The organism is Aliivibrio friggae (assembly GCF_057368515.1).
Window position 1 is genome coordinate 234,134 of sequence record NZ_CM170649.1, and the last position, 22,180, is coordinate 256,313.

At 36.7% G+C, this 22,180-nt stretch carries 14 protein-coding genes and 3 tRNA genes; 4 read left to right on the forward strand and 13 right to left on the reverse strand.

All coding sequences use genetic code 11. From position 1 onward, the window contains the following. Positions 1-7: 7 nt before the first annotated feature. From AC2INI_RS14640 to AC2INI_RS14655, 4 genes are all read right to left on the reverse strand, one after another. Positions 8-859 carry a DUF2589 domain-containing protein gene (locus tag AC2INI_RS14640; RefSeq protein WP_486306226.1) on the reverse strand — a complete coding sequence of 284 codons (852 nt, stop codon included), beginning with the start codon at positions 857-859 and terminating at the stop codon, positions 8-10. 28 nt (positions 860-887) lie between these two features. Further along, a complete protein-coding gene (locus tag AC2INI_RS14645; RefSeq protein WP_486306227.1) occupies positions 888-1,424 on the reverse strand; it encodes a DUF2589 domain-containing protein in 537 nt (178 codons plus the stop codon). A gap of 606 nt (positions 1,425-2,030) precedes the next feature. Then, positions 2,031-3,302, reverse strand: coding sequence for a sensor histidine kinase (locus AC2INI_RS14650; RefSeq protein ID WP_486306228.1), 1,272 nt, complete (start codon positions 3,300-3,302; stop codon positions 2,031-2,033). Then, on the reverse strand, positions 3,299-3,985 hold the full coding sequence (locus AC2INI_RS14655) for a response regulator transcription factor (RefSeq protein ID WP_486306229.1): 687 nt from the start codon (positions 3,983-3,985) through the stop codon (positions 3,299-3,301). Before AC2INI_RS14655 ends, AC2INI_RS14650 begins: the two co-directional genes overlap by 4 nt. A gap of 127 nt (positions 3,986-4,112) precedes the next feature. Here AC2INI_RS14655 and AC2INI_RS14660 point away from each other — a divergent pair, with 127 nt between their 5' ends. Beyond that, a complete protein-coding gene (locus tag AC2INI_RS14660; protein ID WP_486306230.1) occupies positions 4,113-4,886 on the forward strand; it encodes an efflux RND transporter periplasmic adaptor subunit in 774 nt (257 codons plus the stop codon). A gap of 9 nt (positions 4,887-4,895) precedes the next feature. Continuing rightward, the gene (locus AC2INI_RS14665; RefSeq protein WP_486306231.1) at positions 4,896-7,916 is read left to right on the forward strand and encodes an efflux RND transporter permease subunit; all 3,021 of its coding nucleotides are present in this window, start codon (positions 4,896-4,898) and stop codon (positions 7,914-7,916) included. 72 nt (positions 7,917-7,988) lie between these two features. Here the strand turns inward: AC2INI_RS14665 and AC2INI_RS14670 are convergent, their stop codons facing one another. Further along, positions 7,989-9,944, reverse strand: a complete 1,956-nt coding sequence (locus AC2INI_RS14670; protein WP_486306232.1) for a CHASE3 domain-containing protein — start codon at positions 9,942-9,944, stop codon at positions 7,989-7,991. 135 nt (positions 9,945-10,079) lie between these two features. Beyond that, positions 10,080-12,728, reverse strand: coding sequence for a molybdopterin-dependent oxidoreductase (locus AC2INI_RS14675; protein ID WP_486306233.1), 2,649 nt, complete (start codon positions 12,726-12,728; stop codon positions 10,080-10,082). A 350-nt stretch (positions 12,729-13,078) separates the two neighbouring features. On the opposite strand from AC2INI_RS14675, the gene AC2INI_RS14680 reads away from it, so the two are divergent. Next, positions 13,079-13,909 carry an FTR1 family iron permease gene (locus AC2INI_RS14680; protein WP_486306234.1) on the forward strand — a complete coding sequence of 277 codons (831 nt, stop codon included), beginning with the start codon at positions 13,079-13,081 and terminating at the stop codon, positions 13,907-13,909. A 93-nt stretch (positions 13,910-14,002) separates the two neighbouring features. Here AC2INI_RS14680 and AC2INI_RS14685 read toward each other — a convergent pair whose 3' ends face one another. Further along, positions 14,003-16,648 (reverse strand): beta-N-acetylhexosaminidase, encoded by a 2,646-nt coding sequence (locus tag AC2INI_RS14685; RefSeq protein ID WP_162922417.1) that lies wholly within the window; start codon positions 16,646-16,648, stop codon positions 14,003-14,005. Between the two features lie 521 nt (positions 16,649-17,169). On the opposite strand from AC2INI_RS14685, the gene AC2INI_RS14690 reads away from it, so the two are divergent. Continuing rightward, positions 17,170-17,649: a DUF1097 domain-containing protein gene (locus AC2INI_RS14690; protein WP_486306235.1), complete on the forward strand. Its 480-nt coding sequence runs from the start codon at positions 17,170-17,172 to the stop codon at positions 17,647-17,649. 256 nt (positions 17,650-17,905) lie between these two features. Here the strand turns inward: AC2INI_RS14690 and AC2INI_RS14695 are convergent. The 6 genes from AC2INI_RS14695 to AC2INI_RS14720 form a co-directional block, all read right to left on the reverse strand. After that, a tRNA-Asn gene (locus AC2INI_RS14695) sits at positions 17,906-17,981 on the reverse strand. Positions 17,982-18,011: 30 nt separating this feature from the next. Next, positions 18,012-18,087 (reverse strand) — tRNA-Thr (locus AC2INI_RS14700). A gap of 51 nt (positions 18,088-18,138) precedes the next feature. Beyond that, positions 18,139-18,229 (reverse strand) — tRNA-Ser (locus tag AC2INI_RS14705). Between the two features lie 159 nt (positions 18,230-18,388). Further along, entirely contained in the window at positions 18,389-19,288 is a 900-nt protein-coding gene (locus tag AC2INI_RS14710; protein WP_486306236.1) for a diguanylate cyclase, read from the reverse strand. Positions 19,289-19,332: 44 nt separating this feature from the next. After that, positions 19,333-21,789 carry a hybrid sensor histidine kinase/response regulator gene (locus tag AC2INI_RS14715; protein ID WP_486306237.1) on the reverse strand — a complete coding sequence of 819 codons (2,457 nt, stop codon included), beginning with the start codon at positions 21,787-21,789 and terminating at the stop codon, positions 19,333-19,335. Between the two features lie 41 nt (positions 21,790-21,830). Beyond that, positions 21,831-22,160 (reverse strand): Hpt domain-containing protein, encoded by a 330-nt coding sequence (locus AC2INI_RS14720; RefSeq protein WP_122032198.1) that lies wholly within the window; start codon positions 22,158-22,160, stop codon positions 21,831-21,833. Positions 22,161-22,180: the final 20 nt, after the last annotated feature.

The following is a 22,180-nucleotide window of genomic DNA, read 5'->3' on the forward strand; positions in this document are numbered from 1 at the left end:
ACCTTATTTATGCATCACTCTTGCTTTCTTTTGTATTTGCGTCTTTGTCGTCTTGTAAAGCTATATTTGCCTCGTGTAATTCTATTTCAGCATCTACAACCGCGATGTTTGATTCATTTGTCTTTTTTTCTAATTCAGCCGTATCACCTTCGGGTGTCTTTAGCTTGGCTTGTTCTAATTTCATTTGTTGTAGAGCCAAATCAGCTTTAGCCTTCACTACTTTTTTTCGAGCCTGAACGACTGCAATGGCACTTTTACTATTTGCATTCATCTTACTAGAACGCTCAATAGACTTTGGCGCAACTGAACCTCCTATAATATCTAATACACGCATCAACCCTTCAGGCGTACTAGATTGTGATGCATGTACTTCAACATGATATTTGGCAGAGTTATCACTTGAGCGAGTATTTTCTTTATGCGACGCAATGCTACCTGAAACACTCGCTGTCATACTGAAGGGTCCCCACCCTACTGATGCTTTTGCAGAAAACTCTCCTTTTTTATCTTCTGTGTCATGATGACTTTCTGATGATTTGACTTCCATATCAAATGTAATATCAACTTCATCAACCATTAAACTTGGTACATTAACAATCGCAAGGACAGGAACCTCTAGGCCCACTTTTTCTTGTTCAATAATATCATTATCTAAGCCATCTTTACCTATAACCACATTTCGGACATAAGAAAAATCCGCCACACGTGTTTTTCCACCATCAAAACCAACATTTTGAATAAAATTAACAGTCGAACGTGCCAACATAATTTGTGAGTCACAAGCTGCCTTTAAAGGTGAACCAATTAAGCTTTCCATTGGTAAACCTGTAAATTGATTTTTCATACTTTCTAAAGCCATATTATTTTCCTTTATCTAATGTGAAGTATTAAACTTCGGGAGGTGTCATCTTTGATGACGGATCTGAAACAATTTTTTGAGGGATAACCTGGGAGTTAAATTTATCAATAATTTTCATCACACATTCAGGAGAGTCTCTTGATTTAAATTTCACTTTAAAATCAATAATATCTTTACTCATGTTATCTTTATTGCGATGACTTGGTGCAATATCTACAATTAACTTTGGATATGTACCTTGAACTTGTTGTTGCAAATTATCAGCATCAATACCAGTGACTCGTACAGAAAAATCAACGTTTAGCTCATCAAGATAAAGCCCTTTCGCATCAGTAATAGCAATTAAAGGCATCGTTATTTGATGCTCATCATCTAGCATTAACTGGATGACTTTAGGCTTATGTATTTTTTGTTCTTCATCATAATCAAAATATTGTGAAATCAAGTTACTATAATGAGATAAGCTCATATCACTTGCGCAATTAGCAACATAATTTAAACCTCTTATAATCCCATCCAAGTATTGAGGTGAAATCGGTTTATTCTTTTTCTCAAAAAACTTCATAACATATCCTTTATTATTAAATAACGGATTAACAATAAAGCTTCATTATCAGTAATATCATAGGGAAACAATTCCAAATAATAATAAAATGATAAATATATAGGATGTAAATTAATATATGTAATATAGAGAGAGGTTAATACAAAGAAAAGATAATGCTATATCCAGCTTAAATTAATTAGATGGAAAATTAGTTTCTATAAGAAAAGGAATTACTTATGAAGGCGTAATATTACAAAAGAAAATGAATATAAATGTTAAAGTAGAATTACTTCCTGAAACCCTATCAGCCTTAGAAATTATTAAAGGTGTCGCAAATGATCTTTGGGATTACACCTTATCAGATCAACACATTGCGCAAAATCAATATGCACAGCATTCTCAACTAGGACCATCACTAACAATAGGACAACGGCGAAAAAGACGTTCAATACACCAGGTATTATACTAATGGCAAAAAAGCAATCGAAGCCAATTATGATGGCGGAAAAATCAAAAAGTGGTTTCTGAACAAACTTGGTGCCTGAAAGTTAATACCAACACGAAAAACAATCGATAAAAAGCCCTTACTTTCTCAAACGTAAGGGCTTTTTATCAATTAAGTATTTATCTAGATAGTACCGCAGAGCAGCCTTGCTCTTGAGGAGAAATATTATTGTTCAATTCAAAAGTCCAACCATAACTTTTACACAAGCGTTGTACGATTAACAACCCTAAACCATGATCTGTTTCTGGTAAGCCATCGAGACCTTTTCCTGTATCGACCACTGATATTTTCTGATTATTTACTGTCACTGTAATTGAACCGACTGAAGTGAAGCGAATGGAATTATCGATCAGATTTTTCAAAATCATACGGATCACGGCTGGAGACATGTTGTATTTTTGACTGCTATCAATTCGAGTAATCAATTCAACACCACCTGATAATTGCTTTTTATAGGTATTTAACCCCAAGTTTTCGTCATTAATCACATGCCATTCTTCTTGGTTCATATTTTCTTGCTTAACAATGCTTAACAATAGTTCAACTGTCGTTTGCATATTACTTGCTGCGAGTAATATTCGGTCTCGTTGTTTCGCTTGAAATACCATATCATCTTCTTTCATGGCCTGAAGATTTGCCGCGCCTAATATAACAGCAATAGGTGTTTTCAATTCATGGCTCGCATATTTCGCAAACATCAATTCTTGTTTAGCAAGCCTTTCTTTCATTTGCTTATAATTATTAAGATGGCGAGTAAACTGCTTTAGTTCATCAATTGAGCGTTCTGATACCTCAAACTCATCTTCTTTTTTATTCTCTAACTGTAGGCTTAATTCGGATAAAGGCGACATTAACCCATCAAATACACGACGTAATGAGAAACGTAAAAAGCTAATTAAAAAGATCATTAACGCTAATGACAACAACATGAGTGTATCCCATACATCATCGCCGAAATCGATAGAACGAGTGCCAATGGTTAAAAATAAAGGGATTAATTGCCCCTCTTCATCATAAAAAAAATCATGATAAACCATATAACCATCTTCATCGAACGTATTGAACTTACTGACTTGAGCCTGTTGGTAAGGCAGATTGTGACGAAGCTTACCATCTAACGCCGTTTCTGAGTAATACGCTGTAATGTTAGGACTAATTTGTACTTTATCTTCTTTAACTAAAGCATAATGATCCTTTGCAATTTGTTCGAATGACTGCAAGTGGTATTCAACTTGTGCATCCTCATTAAAAACTAAGTGCAACGAGAATCCAAAAAAAACAAAAAAAGCAGAGCTCAGAGAAATGACAGAAAAAGTAAACAACAATCGTTTTTTTACATCTTCAATTGAATGCGTTGATCTAGATAGAAAAATACGTTGTCTCCAATTCATAATGGTAGCTCCAATTTAAAACCAAATTTAGGCACTGTTTTTAATATCGGATAACTGAATGGTTTATCTAACACTGCTCTTAATAAATGAATATGACTACGTAAAATATCTTTATCTGGAGCATCATCTCCCCAGATTTCATAAATTAACGCTTCTCTTGTTACCATCTCTGGAGCAGATTTTATCAACTTCACAATAATCTGATACATTACAGGAGTGAGCATAAGTTCTTGCTTATTACGAATGACTTTATGACTGCTTTGATCAACATGAAGGTCACCAAAGGATAATTGAGTACTTGCAACCTCTCCTCGAAAACGTTTTATTAATGCCAATAGTCGCACTTCAAGTTCAATAAAATTAAATGGTTTACTCACAAAGTCATCAACTCCACTTTCAAACCCTTTGACCAAATCATCTTGACCATTTAAGGCCGTCAGCATTAATACTGGTGTTACACAACCTTGTTCACGTAGCTCTTTAGCTACTGTCATACCGTCTTTTTTAGGTAACATTACATCTAGAATAATGGCATCAAAAGCATGACTTAAAGCGAGTTGTAACCCTAACTCTCCATTACTAGCAAAATCTACTTCTGCACCTTTGATCTCTAAAAAGTCAGCCAATACTCCTTGAAGCTCTTCATTGTCTTCAATAACTAATATTCGTTTATTTGTAAACATCTTTGCCTCTACCTTGCTGCTACGTCCCCCCATCTTATCAAATATCTGTCGAATAAATGTCGTGCTCTTTGACAAAAAAACGACATTGAACATTACATACTTCCGTTATATCACTAAGGATTCTATTATGAAAAATACAGTATTTGCCCTTACCCTAACCTCTATCCTTACCTCTCCGACACTATTTGCGGTTGAGTTAATCGGACAGACTCAAAGTAAAAGTCCACTTAATGTAGTTTCTGAAATTAACGGAATGATCGAGAAAGCAGATATAGAGTTAGGTGAAAAAATCATATCAAATACCGTCTTAGCGACAATAAAATCTCAAGATTTCAAACTAGATGTAAATAAACAGCATGCTAATTTATTACTTGCTCAAGCGGATCTGAAACTAAAAAAATCACTTTTTACACGTTATGTAGAATTAAAAAAGAAAAACAGTTTATCGCAAAATGAATTAGATATTGCCTCTGCCGACTATGACAGCGCTAAGGCCAATGTATTACTAGCAAAGATTGAACTAAACAAAGCACAACTGGATTTAGAGAGGACAGCTATCACATCTTCAATTGATGGCTATGTTGTTAACCGAGCTGTTGAGGATGGTACTTGGGTAAATCAAGGCGATTTACTCTACCAAGTCGTCAATATTGATACTTTAACTATTCGCCTACTTGCTAGTGAATTTGATATAGCTGAACTTAATGTAGGCCAATCGATAGAAATATGGCCAGAAACAAACCCAAGCATGAAAATAACGTCATCAATTAAGCGAATTGGTGTCGAAATTGATCCACAGACCTTTGCTTACCCTATTGACGTAGAAATAGAAAATTCAAATCATCAACTAAAACCTGGAATGTCAATTCATGCTTCAACAACCATTTCAAATTCTCAATAAGGCTAAGTTATGAACTCATTTATTGGTTACTTTGCCCAACGCAGTTTTCTTGCACGCATCATGACAATTATGGTGCTATTCATCGGTGCAGCATCGTTAAGTACCTTGAACCTGCAAGAATACCCTGATGTGGCTTTTGAAGAATTAGACATAACTACGGCCTACCCCGGAGCCACCGCTCAAGATGTAGAAATCAACATCACTAACTTAATTGAAAAAGAGTTGAAATCTGTTGAAGGTATTACCCTATTTTCCTCTCAGTCATCTGACGGTTTATCTGCAATCAGCGTTGAGATAAATCCGGCAAGTGATATGAATAAAGTGATTCGAGATGTTCAGCAAGCGGTAGATCGTGTTAATGGTTTACCTAAAGATATTACGAACCCACCAATGGTAAGCCAACGAGGAACCTCTTCTTTTGAGGTACTTACTTTTGGTGTCGGCTATATTGGTGAAAAGAGCAAAGAAAAAGAAAGTGTTTTACAAAACTATGCCCGCCAATTAGAAAAGAAACTGAAAAACACATCCGGTGTTGGCGCTATATCTATAACTGGTTATAACGAACGTGAATTTTGGATCGAGGTTGACCCAACCAAAGTCAGCCGCTATAAACTGACATTTAACGAAGTCATTAACGCAGTAAACAATCGCAATCTATCGCTTTCTGGTGGTGTCGTTGAGTCATGGAACAGTGAGCAAAAAATTGTAACTATGACGCAAGTGCAATCAACAAATGAACTATCACAGACAATCATTAAAATATTACCAACAGGTTCTTTAATACGATTAGGTGATGTTGCTACCGTTATCGACACTTTTGAAAAAGCAACGCAAAAAGGGGTTATCAATGGACAAAATGCGATTTTATTTAACGTAACAAATAATGCTAGTGCAGATATTATTTCTACGGTTGATAATATCAAATCATTACTTGAAAAAGAAAACCAGAGATTTGATGGACAGTTCAACTTTGATTATGGATTAAATCTTGCTGATGATATGAGTGATAAGTTTTCAATCGTATCAACCAATGGTTTGATTGGCCTTGCTCTTGTCTTAGTCGTACTTAGTTTGATTCTTAAACGCCAAATTGCATTTTGGGTTTCGATGTCTATCCCATTTTGTATTTTAGGGGTAATGGCTATATTACCTATGCTAGGCATGAATTTAGACAGCATTACGTTAGCTGCATTACTGCTTGTGATCGGTGTTATTGTGGATGACTCAGTCATTGTTGCTGAAAGCATTTATCAAGAAAAAGAGAAAGGGCTTAATGCATTAGATGCTGCAATATCAGGAACACAAAAAGTAATAAAACCAATTATAGCCAGTTTAACAACGACAGCTCTCGTTTTCATTCCTATGTTATTTATTCCTGGAACTATGGGAAAAGCTATTTATGTTGTTCCTGTTACTGTCATTGCCGCTTTATTATTTTCTCTTGCTGAATGTACTTTTACCCTACCAGCTCATCTAGCAAAATCATTGACGAAAAAAGAGAAAAAAGAAACAGGACCAGACAAATTTCAAATCATTACTGAACGATATAAGAACTTATTAATTCGCTGCTTGCAGTTTAAAAAAACCATCTTAGCTATCTCGGTTATTAGCCTATTGTCTTCTGCATGGTTAGTAACAAGCTTAAAACTGGATATTTTTCCTTCAGAGGCCGCTAAATACATTGAAATCTATACTGAAGTTAAACCAGGAACACCCATAGATAAAATCCGCTCTGCGCACGATAAACTTGAACAAATCATTATGTCTTTGCCTGACAGTGAATTAAAAAGTGTAGAGATGACCTATTCAAGCCCAATTAGCACAGGCTTAATCGCATTAACTAGTTTTGAAAATCGTCACCGAACAGCTAATGAAATAATTGATGATTTAGAGTCTCAGCTTAAAGGTATTGAGACGCTATCATTTATAAAGTTGTCTGTTGATGCCGGCGGTCCTCCTCCAGGAGAGCCCGTAGAGTTAAGGGTTCTAGGTGGAACCGATTCGGAGCGAAACGCCACGGTTCAATTAGTCATGTCATGGCTAAAAAAACATCCCGATTTAAATAAAGTGACCAACAATGAAGAATTAAAAGATCCTCAATTACAAATTATTCCCCAATATGAATGGTTAGCTCGCTATAACTTAACAACCGCAGATCTTGCCTCTACATTACGTATTGCATTTGAGGGGGAGAGTGTAACGTCGACATGGCTTGGTGATCAGGAGATTAATATTAGAGTTATCATGGATGAAGATTTTCGTAATATTGAAAAACTTAAAACAACCAAAATGTATACTCAAAACGGTGCTCAAGTTCCATTAAGTCGCTTAGCTAAAGTTGAGAGTATCAATGCTCCACGTTTAGTTCAGCACTTTAACGGAGAGCGAGAGGTCGTGGTCACGGCACAGATTACTAATGAAGATCTGTCTTCAGTCGCATTGAGTAAAGCACTACTTACAGATTTACAGGGCTTGTACCCAAACAGTATTACAATACAGGCCGGTGGCGAAGCAGAAAGTACTAATGAAACCATGAGTGGATTTATGATCGCTTTCCCGGCAGGTTTATTAGGTATCTATTTTGTATTAGCCATTATGTTTAATTCATTATTACAACCAGTACTCGTTATGACAGTGATCCCCTTTGCCGTTATTTCAGCATTGATGGCATTATTCATTCATAACCAAGCACTATCATTATTTGCCTTAATTGGCGTGTTAGGCATGACTGGTGTTGTGGTAAATAACTCACTAGTGCTTATAAATAAAATTAATGAGTTAATCATTGATGGTAAAAGTACGCTAGACGCGGTTATTGAAGCTGCAAGCAGTCGATTCAGACCTATTTTACTCACATCAATAACAACAGTCGTTGGTTTATTGCCTCTAGCTTATGGCTTAGGTGGCACTGATGTGTATATGGGGCCAATGTCTTTAACACTTGGATATGGATTGCTATTTTCTTTACCAGTGGTGCTTATTGTTATTCCATGTTTATACCTAACATTTTTTAATAAAAAATCCACTTAAACGAAATACAAAAAAGCCCACTCTCATTCCTAATGAAAGGGGGCTAAATGTTAGACTTTGCATGTTAAGTAATCACATCTTAAACTGCTTCACCGTGTCATTTAAAACAATTGATAACTTAGCTAGATCTTCACAAGATTTAACCGTTTCCATCATAATTGTATGGTTTTCTTGAGAGATCCCATTCACCGCTTGCATACTCTCATTCACTTGCTCAGTAGCAACACTTTGTTCTTCTGAGGCACTTGCACTTTGCGTGTTCATATCGTTTATTTTAGTAATTGATTCTGTAATCGAAGAAAATGCATCGCCTGATTTATTAGCTGAATCAATACTTGAGGTTAATAGACTAGTACTCTGCTCCATGCTTGTGACAACCCCATTTGTGCCACTTTGAATTCGTTCTATCAAGGTATGAATTTCCGTTGTTGATTCTTGAGTTCGTTTTGCTAATACTCTAACTTCATCAGCAACCACAGCAAAGCCTCTGCCCTGCTCACCAGCTCTTGCTGCTTCTATCGCAGCATTAAGTGCTAGCAGATTAGTTTGCTCTGCAATGCCCCCAATAACCTCTAAGATCTTACCTATATTATTAGTTTCTTCCGCTAAATTTGTAATTTGGGAAGAGGTTTGTTTTATCTCTTCATCCAATTGCCCAATATGTTGAATGGTATTTTGAATCACACTAAAGCCAGCTTGTGCCTCTTCATCTGCATTCGTCGCGACATGTGCTGCATTCACCGTATTTTGAGAGACTTCTTGAACCGCAATAGACAGCTGCTGCATTGCGTCTGAAATTTGCTCTGTTCGACTTAATTGCTCTTTCGCACCATTCCCTGTTTTATCCAGAGCATTGCTTAGATAACTTGATGATTCATTCAATTTATTACTGGTATCTGCTATCTGACCAATCATTTCTTTTAGGTTGTTTGAAACCGTTTGAATCGCAAGTAGTAATGTTCCCGATTCATTAGAGCCTTGCTTACCAACATTGATATTCAAATCACCTGCCGCTAATTGTTTAGCGTAATCAACCGCTTTTTGAATTGGTTTTGTAATACTCACCGCTGTTGAGTATGAGAAAAGAAAAGCTATTATAACAACAATCACACTACCAAAAATAATGACATTATTTGCCATCGTAGCAGCACTGCTTGATTCAACCTTTCTTTGAACCATTAAGCCCGCTTCAATATCTATAATTGTCGAGACCTTACTACGAAGGTCATCCATATAGATTTTGCCTTTCTTTTTATCAAGCTCGATATAAAGATCTGCCATTGTTTTGTAGTCATTTGATTTTTTTACAAGAGGTATCGCTTTTTCACTATAATCATTTATCCATCCATTTACATGTTTAGATAGCGCCGTCCCTTCTATAAATTGATTTTGTTTTTTAATCACTTCTAGACCAGTATAATATGGTTCTAAATATTGCTCTTCACGATTAAGAATGTAACCTCTTAAGCCCGTTTCCATATTAACCATGGCATTAATAATAATATTCCCGACCATTCCAAAACTTCGCGTGTCGACTTCAGCACGCAGGCCATCCATTTTATTTTTACCGACGCCCGATTTTATTAATTCTGTAAGCTGATTATTAACGTCTTCCCCTTCCAGAATATTTTTTCTTAATTGGATAATAGATTCCGCATATTCCGACCAATTTTTTGCTTGTGCTGCAACTTCATCAAAACGAACTTGTTGCGCAGGATTATCTGAGGTCAAGTTTTTTGCTGTTTGATAATAGGTTTTAAAATCCGCCTTTCCGGCTATATAAGGTTCTAAATAATCACTTTGTCCTGCAATTGCAAATCCTCGCAGACCGGTCTCTTGATTGACCATTGAACTCACTAGGCCTTTACTATTTTCGATAACCTTTTCAGTATGCTCTACCCATTTTGACGCCCTTTCCATGGTCGAAATGGACTGATACACCACCACATTTAGCGCCACTAATAAAAAGCAAATAACAAGGTTACTGCCTAATAATCGCCCTTTGATTGATACATTATTTAAATCCATTTATATCTCTCCAACCTCACATTTAACACTTAATTAACAAGCATAGAATAAGACTGGATAAAACCCAATAAATATAAGAAAAGAAAAGAAAAACGGCACCTCTAAGAAGTGCCGTTTGTTTAAAATAACAGTAATTTAGTTTGAATCTTTAGCGTTAGCTTCTAGAAAAGACATCACCTCTTCTCGCTCTAGTGGATTTAACCCTGCTCGAGGAAACATGCTCTGAGTGATGCCACGCCATTGAGCCTTAGTATACTGCTTGGGATCTTTGGCTGAATGACACATGGTACAACGCTGATAAAATAAGGCTTCACCGACACTTTGTTTTGTCTCACTGCCTAATCCATTATCATGACCTAGGGTTGCGTTTACTTTATCAATCTGAAGATCGGTATCTACCGTGACAATTCTTGGTGGCTCAAACGCTAAATTGGGTGATTCAGGATCTCGACAACGTTGAATATAAGCCAGACACGTATTAGCCGTCGTCGCTTGGCTTAAATCACTTGATGCTTTACCGGAGGTTAATACATTAATAGCACCACTATTACAGCGTCCTTGGCTATCAAATTGCAACCATGCCCCTTCTTCTAAACTGATCACGCCGGGCATAATCTGATCAGAGACTTTCGCTCCAGCAATCACTCGACCACGTTCATTAAATATCTCAACTAATTGGCCAGAACGAATCCCGTGCTTCTCTGCATCTTTATCATTAATAAGTACGTATTGTCGTCCTTGAACACTTTCGTATTTACGAACCTCTGTATTTGCCAGTTGTGAATGTAACCGCATATAAGGATGTGGGCTAACAACATGAACTTCATTAGGCTTTGCGTTACCAAGATATTCAAACGGTTCTAAAAACGTTGGCATTGGCGGGCAATTTTTCACATCAAAATTGGCGATATCTTGGCAATATAGTTCTATTTTTCCTGATGTCGTATGCAGTGGGCTCTTCTCTGGATCTTGATAAAAATCACCATGTCTTACCCATTGATTTGCTTCTTGTGGCACTGGTAATAAAGCGACGCCATTTTTCCAAAACTCATCAAACGATAACGTTGCAGAAGAGGCTTTATAGGCTCGTTTTAAGATCTCATCAAACGACAACCCTTCAGTAAATTTATCTTCAACGTTAAATATTTCAGCTAATCTTCGGAAAATTTCAAAGTCATCTAAACTTTCCCCGTAAGGCTGAATCACCTGACGCATCGCATAAATTTTATCGTTACTGTAAGTCCCACCAGAGGAGAGATCATCTCGCTCTAACGTACTGGTTGCAGGTAAAACAATATCAGCATAACGCGACGATGCACACCACCATGGATCTTGGCATACAAAGGTGTCTACTTTGTCATTCAGTGCTGCAATCAGTTGATTGGTATCTTGTTGATGTGAAAGTAGATTGTTGCCTGCGTTATACACCATTTTGACATCTGGATAGGTGTACTCAATGCCATCTCTTGTGAAGGTTTTGCCTGGGTTCATTAACATTTCAGAAATGCGAGATGCTGGGCAAATCGCACTGACTGGGTTTTTACCTTGAGACAAGCCAATTGGCAATGTTTTCCCTGATTGAGGCATACCACCATTACCGTAATGCCAACTAAAACCAACCCCTTCCCCCGGTTTACCAATCTTCCCTAACATCGCTGCAAAGTTAATAATTGCCCAATGGATCATCTCACCATGATCGGCTCTTTGCAGCGACCATCCAGCCGCAAACTGAGTTTTACTGGTTGCGAACTTAATCGCCATTGCCTGAATATCTTCTACCGATATCCCTGTAATTTTCGCTGCCCACTCTGGAGATTTAACCACCCCGTCAGTTTTACCCATTAAATGATCAATGTATTTATCTGCCCCTACGGTGTAGCGATCTAAGTAAGAGGTATCATGTAGATCATTAACATACACATGCTGCGCCATGGCTAAGAATAAGGCGGTATCGGTATTAGGCACAATTTTGACCCATTCCGCATCTAACTCATCATCTGTTCGGGTTCGCTGTGGGTTAATTGAGATGAATTTGATCCCATCTTCGGCAAACTGCTTCCAATGTGGATACATCTGATGATCGGCAACTCGAAACTCGATGCGGTTGTTTTTCCAAGGGTCACAGCCTATTAGTACAAATATTTCGGTATTTTCTTTAATTACAGGCCACGCTGTTTGTGGTGAATACACTTCCATATCACCAATAACATGAGGAAGAATAACCTGAGAGGCACCACCTGAGTAGTCACCCGTAGTCGTACTTTGTCCACCAATTAGATTGAAAAAACGACCTTGTAATACTTGCGGTCTCATTAAGCCTGCGTGCGACCAACCACCATAAGAGCTACTAAAGATAGCCTCATTACCATGATCTGTTGCCGTAGTTTGAATGGCGCCTGCCACTAGAGATAATGCGGTTTCCCAACTCACTCTCACAAAAGGTTCTTTTCCACGTAAATGTGGTTTGGTATCACCTTTAGGATCAGCGAGATAAGATGCCCTTACCATAGGGTATTTAACACGAGTTTTATCGTAAACTCGACCAATCAGCCCTTCCGTTAACATTTCGGTTGGCATAGCGTCTAATTCTTTACGCGGTTGAATACCAACAAGTACACCTGCTTTTACTATCGCATTAAATGGACCCCAGTGACTTGCATGTGGGATCACTTCGACATCTTCATCATCAAAGAATTTCGAAGCCGGATAAACCATTAAACCACCACCAGCAACAACTGCTGTAGCAATGGATGTTTTTAAAAAAGTACGTCGAGAAATAGCCATAATACATTCCGTAGTTTTAGTTACTTATCAATACTGATGATTCGATAAATAATTCATTGGGAATATAGTAAACCTTTAAAGGTTCATTTTAAATACATATTTAACACATTCAAACAAAGCATGATGCAATCATGAGTATATTACATATTTTAGCATCAAGATCGCGTCATTTACTTCATGTTAGCCGCATAATGGTTCGCTTTTAAAATATTAAAAGATTGATTTCATTTTTGATGTATACCTGATTTTTTTAATTGTTTATTTTATCAATTTAAGATTTCATAAATACAAATGAAATTGATAATGATTTGTATTAGCATGATTTAACTCAACGAATCAGGATGTTTTTTATGTTTGCAAGTATGACGATTGTATTTAGGGAAGGGCTAGAAATGGCCATTATTGTATCTTTACTTTTAGCCGCAACCAAAGGGATGCCAAACAGAACAAGATGGATTTTAGGTGGTACAAGTGTCGGAATTTTGATCTCTTTATTACTTGCTATTACCGCTTTAAATAGTGAGGTAATCACAACATTAATAGAAGGAAAAATGACAGGAGGGATCATTCTAGCACTATCAAGTATTCTCATCGGTTATACGGTTATTTGGATGAAATCAAATGGAATGAAAGCCTCGCAAGGAATTAAAGCTTCTGTTAGTGACATTAAAAGTAGCAACAAGCCTCTATTTTCTTTAAGTTTAGTCGCTTTCTTTTGTGTTTTCCGTGAAGGAATCGAAGTCGTTCTGTTTCTATTAGGCCTTACAAGTGACAGTGAAATCACTGGGTTATCCATATTAACTGGCAGTTTAGTTGGGTCGGTGGGTGCTATTGTTTGTGGTGTTGCAATGTACTTTGGTTTTATCAAAATAAACTTAGGGAAAGTATTCAATTTCTTCGCGGTATTAATGTCATTTTTAGCTGCTGGTATGGCAATGAATGCGGTAAGTAAATTCACCTCTGCAGGATTAATCAACCCAATAATAAATCCATTATGGAACAGTACAGCGTTACTTGATCACCACACTAATTGGTTCGGTCTTTTCGTTCATGTCATTTTTGGTTATACCGAAAAACCAAGCTTAGCTCAGTTAATTGCTTACGTTGCCACATTGAGTATCTTGTTTATCTTAACTAAGAAGCAAACACAAAAATTAACTCAAAAAACGACAACAAGTTAATCGATATTGACATTATGATCTTAAAAAACGGCACCTCTACAAAGAAGTGCCGTTTGGTTATTTAATGACTGTTTCTAATTTTTTCTAGCGTAATTATTTAACGCTAGTTACTCGGCTAACACGCTCACCAGTAAATGATGCTGAACGAATTTGAACATCACCCGTTACTTTTGGTTTGTTCGCATTATCATATGCAGCCCATGTTTTGCCGCCATCTACAGAGTATTGTAGCGTTACACCTGGGAATGAAATGTTCATGCTTAGTTCGCCGTTTGCAATTTCTGCACCAGGGATTGGTAGACGGTAATCAATACCCGCTCTTTCAAGCTTCGCTAATTCACGTTGACCCATAGTGTTTGCAAAGTTCGTCCAATCAGTAAGCTGTGCTTTCTTGTTCACTAGGTTTGTTTCTAGAGAGTATTTAACACCTGCTTTGTATTCATTTTCCCAAGACGCTTCATGCCATGCACGCTCTGCTGCTGCGATAACACGTGGGAATACCATGTACTCATATTGCTCATCAGTACGTACTGTTTCTGACCAAAGTTGTGCAGACAGACCGTAGAAAGGTTTCTTAGGTGTTACTGTACCTGCACTTTCAAAGCCGTTACCGTCACGGTCAACTGATGTTTCCGCATTTTGAGGTAGGTTTTCTGGTGCGAAACCGAACATCTTACGTGTATCTGTTGCACGAGTTGCCCAGTAGTAGCCACGCTCTTTTGCGTCAACTTCATATGGGAAATCCATGTAAACGTAATCTGGGTTAGAGATAACTACGTCGTAACCTTTTTCAGCCCACTCATACGCTGAAGCACCACCGCCCCAGTATAGAGTATCCCAGAAGTTTGCACGTACTGATTCAGTTGCGAATGCATTAGCACCTTCAGAATATTTCAGACCATCTTGCCACGCTTGGAAATGTGGAATGCCTTTAGCTGCAACAATTTTAGATACTTGTTCAGCAAAATGGCTTGGTAGATGTTCGAAATCTGCAACTTCACCGCTTGCAATCAGAGACTGACACTGTGGTGATTTTTCAAATGGGAAGTCTTGCTTAGATAAGTCTAAGTCACCTTTCCATGCGATTTTTTCTTCATCGTTGATGTCTTGGAAACCAGCGTGAAGTTTGATGTTTTTCGCTTCATCACCACCGAAGTGCCATGTTGATAGAGGAACACCAGCCGCTTTGTGCATTGCTGCAACTTCAGTGATCACTTTATCTACAAACGTTGCAGATGAATCTAAACATGGGTTAATGAAGCTTTGTTTATTGTAGAACTGAACCGTTGTTACGTTTGATTCGTCTTTTGGATCCATCAGGCGGTATTGATTCGCCTCTTCCATCTTACCTTCAGCGGCAAGACGTGCGTAACGAGCTTCCATTGACATAACTGCTGCACGTGAGTGAGCTGGCATATCGATTTCTGGAATCACTTCAATGTTACGGTTTTTCGCGTACGTTAGGATCTCTAGGTAATCTTCTGTTGTGAAGAAACCAGAACCAAAGTTATCTGAATCAGCACCTGAACCTAGCTGAGGCAGTAGACAAGATGTTTCTGACTCATCAAAACAACGATTACCACCGATGTCAGTTAGTTCAGGAAGACCAGGGATCTCTAAACGCCAACCTTCATCGTCCGTTAGGTGAAGATGTAATTTGTTAAGTTTGTATGCTGCCATTTGGTCAACTGTCGCAAGAATCGCTTCTTTTGAGTGGAAGTTACGAGCAACATCAACCATTACGCCACGGTATTCAAAACGTGGAGCATCTTCTACGTTTAGAGTCGGGATTTCTGAACTATCTAGGCTTACTAGTGCTAATAAAGATTGAACACCGTAGAACGCACCTGCTTCATCAAAAGCAACAACCGTTGTTTTACCTTCAGTCACATCTAGTTTGTATGCGCCAGATACGCCATCTTTGAATTGCTTCTTATCTACAGAAACTGATACTGGGTATTCACCAGAAGTTTCAAGACCTAGAAGTTCAGCACGTTGGTTTAATGCAGCAAGTTGGTCTGCATCAATACCGTTTGCTGTAATAGAGATACCTTTTGCTAAATCAACGGTTTTGTTCGTTAGCGTTGTTTTTAACGGTGTCGGAATAATATGAGAAGACGCATCAACTTCAGCTACATCAGCGTTTTTCTCAAAACGAGTGTTTGCTGTTGCTACAACGTTGTTATCAGCAAGAGTACGTTTTAGTTGAACACCGATAATTTCATCTACGTATTCGCCAGTATCTTCAGTATCCAAAGAAATGATATTACGAGCTTCAGCACCTGGAGCCGTTACAAATGCACCTGGCATGAAGTCAGTTTCAAATAACTGCCAGTACTCAGCTACCAGTGGAAGAACCACTTCTTCGCCAGCAGCAAAACCATCAAACTTATCTGTTGGTTCAAGTTTGTGTAAGTCACCCGTTACACGAGTAATCTTAAATTGGTCATTTTCAACATCTAGAATTAAACGAATGCTGTGGAAGTAAATTGTCCAATCAGCTGAATCAACCGCTTCACCAGTGTTAGTGATTGTCATGTTTACTTTGTTACATGATGCCCATTCAGCTTGAAGGTCTTTACATGCAAGACCGTCATCAGCACCTTGGTTAGTAATAACTGTGTAGTTAACATCTAGGTTTTCAGCCAGTTGGTTAACTGTTGATTGCTCAGAAGAAGTAGAAGAACAAGCCGCTAAACTTGCCATAATAACTGTAGAAAGAAGCGTTCTTTTCAACATGATTCCATTCCTAATAAATAAAGTAATTAAATTTCAAATCTGGAATTACAATACAAAAGTTTTTTAGTTTTACAAATTAAGATAAATTCAATTTATGCTTTGAATCACAAATAACTCTATATTTCACGGTATAAATTAAAATAATGAGAATCACATCAACATATAATGGAACGCCATACTACCCATTTCTTTAAAAACATAATTATCATTATGTGAAGTAGCCCGCAATTACCTCTAAGTAACTGAGGTGCAAAATAAATATTTAAGACAAACAATACATATTAACGACCTAAAAACACTTAATTCACACGGAAATAAAGTTTTACAAATATATGAACATTATAGCTCGAATTTAATTATTCGGTTTACATCTGTACGCAATTAAATAGTAATCGATTGCACTCTCACTTCTAAAGGAGAGCTATGTAACAAAAATTAATTTAAGAGACATTAATCACTAAAAATCGTAATTAAAGACATTATGATAAGTGATTAGCAAATAACCGATTATAGGTATAACCATGAGTACACTAATTGCCATTGCCATTACTACAGGCATTCTTTCTGGTCTTTGGGGCTGGGTAGCTGTTAGCTTAGGTCTATTAAGTTGGGCAGGCTTTCTTGGTTGTACTACCTACTTTGCCTCTCCTACTGATGGTATAAAAGGCATTGGTTTAAGCATTGCAACAAATCTAAGTGGTGTCTTCTGGGCTATGGTAATAATCAAGCTTTCTTCAATGGTTAGCCTAGAAATCATCGGTTACGTTATTACTGCTATTGTTGCTTTCTTTATGTGTGCACAAGCAAAGAAGAGTTGGTTAAATTTTATTCCTGGTACCTTTATCGGCTCATGTGCAACCTTTGCTTCAAACGGTAACTGGCAGCTAGTTATTCCTTCACTAATCTTAGGTGTTGTCTTTGCTTATGCAATGAAGACATCTGGCTTGTGGCTAAAAGAAAAATTAGAACATAACAAATTAATGGCAGTGAGCAAAAGCTAAAAATAAATCCCAATTCAGAAAAAGCCTCTTAACTAATCTAATGATAACTAGTAAGAGGCTTTTTTATTCATCCTTGAATTCTTTCCTGAGCTTCTAGTGTTGTAAAGTGACAAAATGGATTTAAACATATTTCATAACTTTAAAAACAATCACTTATGAGACACATGTGCAAATACATTCAAAAAAGAACATTGTTTTATAACTGACAAATACAAAAACGCCGCTTGATATTGCTATCAAGCGGCGTTCTTAAAGGTGGCTCCCTTTGCTGGACTTGAACCAGCGACATACGGATTAACAGTCCGGCGTTCTACCAACTGAACTAAAAGGGAACAGGTGTTGCATCTCATAAAGAGAAAATATGGTGCCGACTACCGGAGTCGAACTGGTGACCTACTGATTACAAGTCAGTTGCTCTACCTACTGAGCTAAGTCGGCACACTATATCTTTTTGTCATCATCAAGCTAACTTAGCTCAGCAATGGAATGTGGTGGAGGGATAGGGATTTGAACCCTAGAACCGCTATTAACGGTTGCCGGTTTTCAAGACCGGTGCTTTCGACCACTCAGCCATCCCTCCACGGGACTCTTCTGAAGCATCTGCCTCATCAAGTGATGTCGCGCATTATAGAGAAAATGAGATCAGGCGCAAGCCTTTTTTGAAAAAAAATGTCCACTTGATTAAAAGTAAATCTAATTGATTGATATTTATCATATTTGAACAATTAAACGACATAATTTAAATAATTATTGATGATATGCAATTACGCCCATTTTCTTTCGCTTTGTATAACTCTTTGTCTGCCGTTTCTAATAGTACACTTTCTGAATCATCCCCTTTATAGTCAATCAAGGCAACACCTACACTAATACTTATTTTTTGATGAGTTGAATATTCATGAATAATATTTAAGTTATAAATACATTGACGAAGCAACTCTGCTGTTTGGTTTAACTGTTCAAGATCGGTATCAAACTGAATGAGCGTAAACTCTTCCCCCCCGTAGCGATACACTCGATCTGTTTGCCTATGCAGCGACTTCATTAATGCCCTTGCTACGCGCACAAGAACGAGATCACCCGCGGAATGTCCATAGTTATCGTTATATTGCTTAAAATGATCAATATCGAACATTATCAGCCCGACCTTCACTCCAAGTCTACGCCCTTCAGCCCACTTACTTTCCAAATCAGAATCAAACATTCGGCGGTTTAAAAGATTAGTTAGCCCATCTAATGAGGCATGTTTTTCAAGTAAGTCTGATTTTAATTTTAATGCTAACTGATTACGTACCCGCTTTTGTAAAATAACGGAGTTAAATGGTTTAGTGATAAAGTCAACAGCACCAAGATCTAAAGCTCGAATTTCATCTTCTGTAGAGTGATTAACGGTAATAACGATAATAGGAATATCTTTGGTTTTATCATTATTTTTGAGTCGCTCAATCACCTCAAAACCACCCATAATAGGCATATGAATATCTAACAATACTAAATCTATATTTTCATACTCAATAACATCTAATGCTTCAGCACCATTTTTAGTTAAAATTGACGTTAGTGGCTTCAATAAATGCTGTAAAACTTTTCGACTAATCGGTTCATCTTCAACTATTAATATTTTTTGTTCTTCTAACATACATCTCCTAACCTTTACCTACATCATAACGGTAATATTTTGTGTTACTTGTTATAGATTAGCTGAAGTTTCGCTATTTTTTCTTGAAGTACTTCTCTTCTAAAAGGTTTAGGTAGGTAATCATCCATACCACTATCAAAACATCTTTGAATATCATCGTCCAATATAGAAGCAGTAAGTGCAATAATTTTAGTTGGTGTCATACTTTCATTTTGTTCTAACTGTCTTATAGCTATTGTTGCTTCAAAACCATCCATTATCGGCATCATACAATCCATCAAGACAACAAGAATCTCTTTACAATGCCTTTTATATAGCTCAACCGCCTCTACTCCATTATTTGCGATCTTATAATCAATACCCAACATCTGAAGGTTAATAGAAACCACTTGTTGATTAATTTTGTTGTCCTCGACAATTAACACCATGCCTCCTTCGCGTTGGAGCTGTTGTTTTTCTGACCCACCAATTTGGAGATTTTTATCTCCACGATTACTTTCAAAAACAGAACGAAGTAAATTATCTAAACGTGAGCCTAGCAATGGAAAAGTAATGTAACCTGACAAGTTTTCAACCTCTGGATTTTGATCTGTATTATTCCTTATTAATACAATTGGTAACTCTGGATATTTTGCTTTAACCGTTTCTATTTGCTCCCTAAAGTCTTCTTTCTCTAATACAATTAAAGACTCTGACGTTTCTTGGCTCTTTATTTCTTCTATCGAGTACACTTTTTCAAGATGATATCCATATTCATTAAGCTCACTAATAAACAAATCTTTAGGTGATTTTGAGCAATAGATTATGGTTTGGTTATTCACTTTTTTCTTTCTATGCTCTTCCGCTGGATCTTTTTCTAACTCAAGAGAAAAATAAAACTCACTGCCAACGCCTTTACTTGATTTTAGTTTTATTTCATCTCCCATCATTTTGATCATTTTAGATGAAATAGCTAACCCTAACCCTGTACCGCCATAGTTCTTTGATGTGTCATCATCTTCTTGTTTAAATTCTTCAAAAACTTGGTCATGCTTACTTTTTTCTATTCCTAACCCTGTATCTTTAACAGAAAAAAGATAACGATAAGATGATTCTGTTTCTTCAAGCTGTGATAACTCAAAAGTAATTGAGCCTGCATCTGTAAACTTGACTGCATTAGATGCTAAATTCATCAATACTTGTCTTATCTTTTGCTCATCAGCCTTCACATAAGTGGGAAAATAATCACTCATGATAATTTTAATATTTACACCTTTTTGCTGAGCTTTTGGGGCAATTAAAGCGGCAGTATCGAAAATAATTTCTTTTATTTTACAACTGTGAGCATTGAGTTCTATATTTCCAGATTCAATCTTTGATAGGTCTAACACATCATTAATTAGCATTAATAATGTTTGAGATGAGGCATTTATTGTTGCTAAATAATCTTTTTGGATAGGCGTTAATTTTGAAGCAGATAAAATTTCTGTCATACCGATGATACCATTCAAAGGTGTTCTTATTTCATGAGACATATTTGCTAAAAAGGAGCTTTTCGCTCTATTGGCTTTTATTTCTTTATCTTGAGAACGAACAATACCTTTCTCTAAACGAGAAGTAAGCACAACAGCCGATCCTAAAACTGTAGTGATAAGAAAAAACAACACAATAGAAAGTACCTGACTATAAAAATATAATCGTTCAATTTGTAATGTTGTTTTCTCTGACACGTTTTTAAACAACTTATTTAATTGCTCTTCTATATCATGCACTGTAGATCTTAATTCACCATGTAAACCTAAGCGATGGTTATACCCTACAGTGCTTTGTATATTATGAATTTTCACAAAATTATTTTTAAACATCAAATAAGAATTCATTACTTTTTCATCATTAAACTGATAGATATCATTTCCCATTATATCTATCAACTGAAGAATATGTTCAAGTTCAAATAAAATTGTTACTTCTTTTTTTCCTGATATACCAGAATAAAAATCATATACTTTCTCTTGTAATACCAACATTTTTTTATTTAATTCAAAATCATTTATCTCTAATAATTTAGTTTCCAACGCAATTGATTCATCTTTTAATATTTCAAATAAGCCTTGCTCATCGCCACTTCCATAAACCAGCTCTATAAGCCCACTAAACTCATGAAATGAATGTCCATATTCTTCTATTGACTGAATAAGCTCTAGGCTGTCGTACTCAATTTGTATCCCTTCCTCAACTAGTACTCTGTGGATATTAATCAATTTATCTTCAAACTTACCAATTTCAAGCTCTAATGAATCATGGTATTTACTGTCATTTCGACTAATAAAATCTTTTTCATTACGACGGATCATCAGCATATTATTTTCTGCTAATTTTATCTCTAATTGCAGTTCTGTTAACTTTTCTTCATGTTCATGGAATTGGTAATTCATATAAAAATAGAGTAATAAGAGAAAGGTAATAACACTCGCTGCTATTTGTAATAACGATTTTATGGAGGAAGAGGTTAACCGTTTCATGCATATCCTTATGACATCGATTATTATAAAAGGGGTCTAGGCTAATTGTTCAAATGACTCTCCATTTGTTTTTTTATGTTGTTTAGTCCTTCAACTACGATATTTATTGTGTCTTTACTTGGTCTATTTTCTGTTTTAGCTGCCGCTTCAACCTCTTTAATCGCAGGTAAGATGTCCATCTCACATAAATTCCCTAAAGCACCTGAAAGCGTATGCGCAGTATGGAATAGCCCTGATAAATCATTTGCTTCATATTGTGCTAATATGGTATCACCCATTGCGGCATTATCGACAAGATACAACTCAAACAGCTGTTGAGTTATTTCTTTATCTCCATCGAACATTTCTTCTAATATCTCTATATTAATCACTATCACTAACCTATTAATTC

What these genes read in the sequence shown, in the direction of transcription:
- AC2INI_RS14640 (WP_486306226.1), bottom strand. Translation starts at nt 859, where the DNA reads ATGGCTTTAGAAAGTATGAAAAATCAATTTACAGGTTTACCAATGGAA.
- AC2INI_RS14645 (WP_486306227.1), bottom strand. Translation starts at nt 1,424, where the DNA reads ATGAAGTTTTTTGAGAAAAAGAATAAACCGATTTCACCTCAATACTTG.
- AC2INI_RS14650 (WP_486306228.1), bottom strand. Translation starts at nt 3,302, where the DNA reads ATGAATTGGAGACAACGTATTTTTCTATCTAGATCAACGCATTCAATT.
- AC2INI_RS14655 (WP_486306229.1), bottom strand. Translation starts at nt 3,985, where the DNA reads ATGTTTACAAATAAACGAATATTAGTTATTGAAGACAATGAAGAGCTT.
- AC2INI_RS14660 (WP_486306230.1), top strand. Translation starts at nt 4,113, where the DNA reads ATGAAAAATACAGTATTTGCCCTTACCCTAACCTCTATCCTTACCTCT.
- AC2INI_RS14665 (WP_486306231.1), top strand. Translation starts at nt 4,896, where the DNA reads ATGAACTCATTTATTGGTTACTTTGCCCAACGCAGTTTTCTTGCACGC.
- AC2INI_RS14670 (WP_486306232.1), bottom strand. Translation starts at nt 9,944, where the DNA reads ATGGATTTAAATAATGTATCAATCAAAGGGCGATTATTAGGCAGTAAC.
- AC2INI_RS14675 (WP_486306233.1), bottom strand. Translation starts at nt 12,728, where the DNA reads ATGGCTATTTCTCGACGTACTTTTTTAAAAACATCCATTGCTACAGCA.
- AC2INI_RS14680 (WP_486306234.1), top strand. Translation starts at nt 13,079, where the DNA reads ATGTTTGCAAGTATGACGATTGTATTTAGGGAAGGGCTAGAAATGGCC.
- AC2INI_RS14685 (WP_162922417.1), bottom strand. Translation starts at nt 16,648, where the DNA reads ATGTTGAAAAGAACGCTTCTTTCTACAGTTATTATGGCAAGTTTAGCG.
- AC2INI_RS14690 (WP_486306235.1), top strand. Translation starts at nt 17,170, where the DNA reads ATGAGTACACTAATTGCCATTGCCATTACTACAGGCATTCTTTCTGGT.
- AC2INI_RS14710 (WP_486306236.1), bottom strand. Translation starts at nt 19,288, where the DNA reads ATGTTAGAAGAACAAAAAATATTAATAGTTGAAGATGAACCGATTAGT.
- AC2INI_RS14715 (WP_486306237.1), bottom strand. Translation starts at nt 21,789, where the DNA reads ATGAAACGGTTAACCTCTTCCTCCATAAAATCGTTATTACAAATAGCA.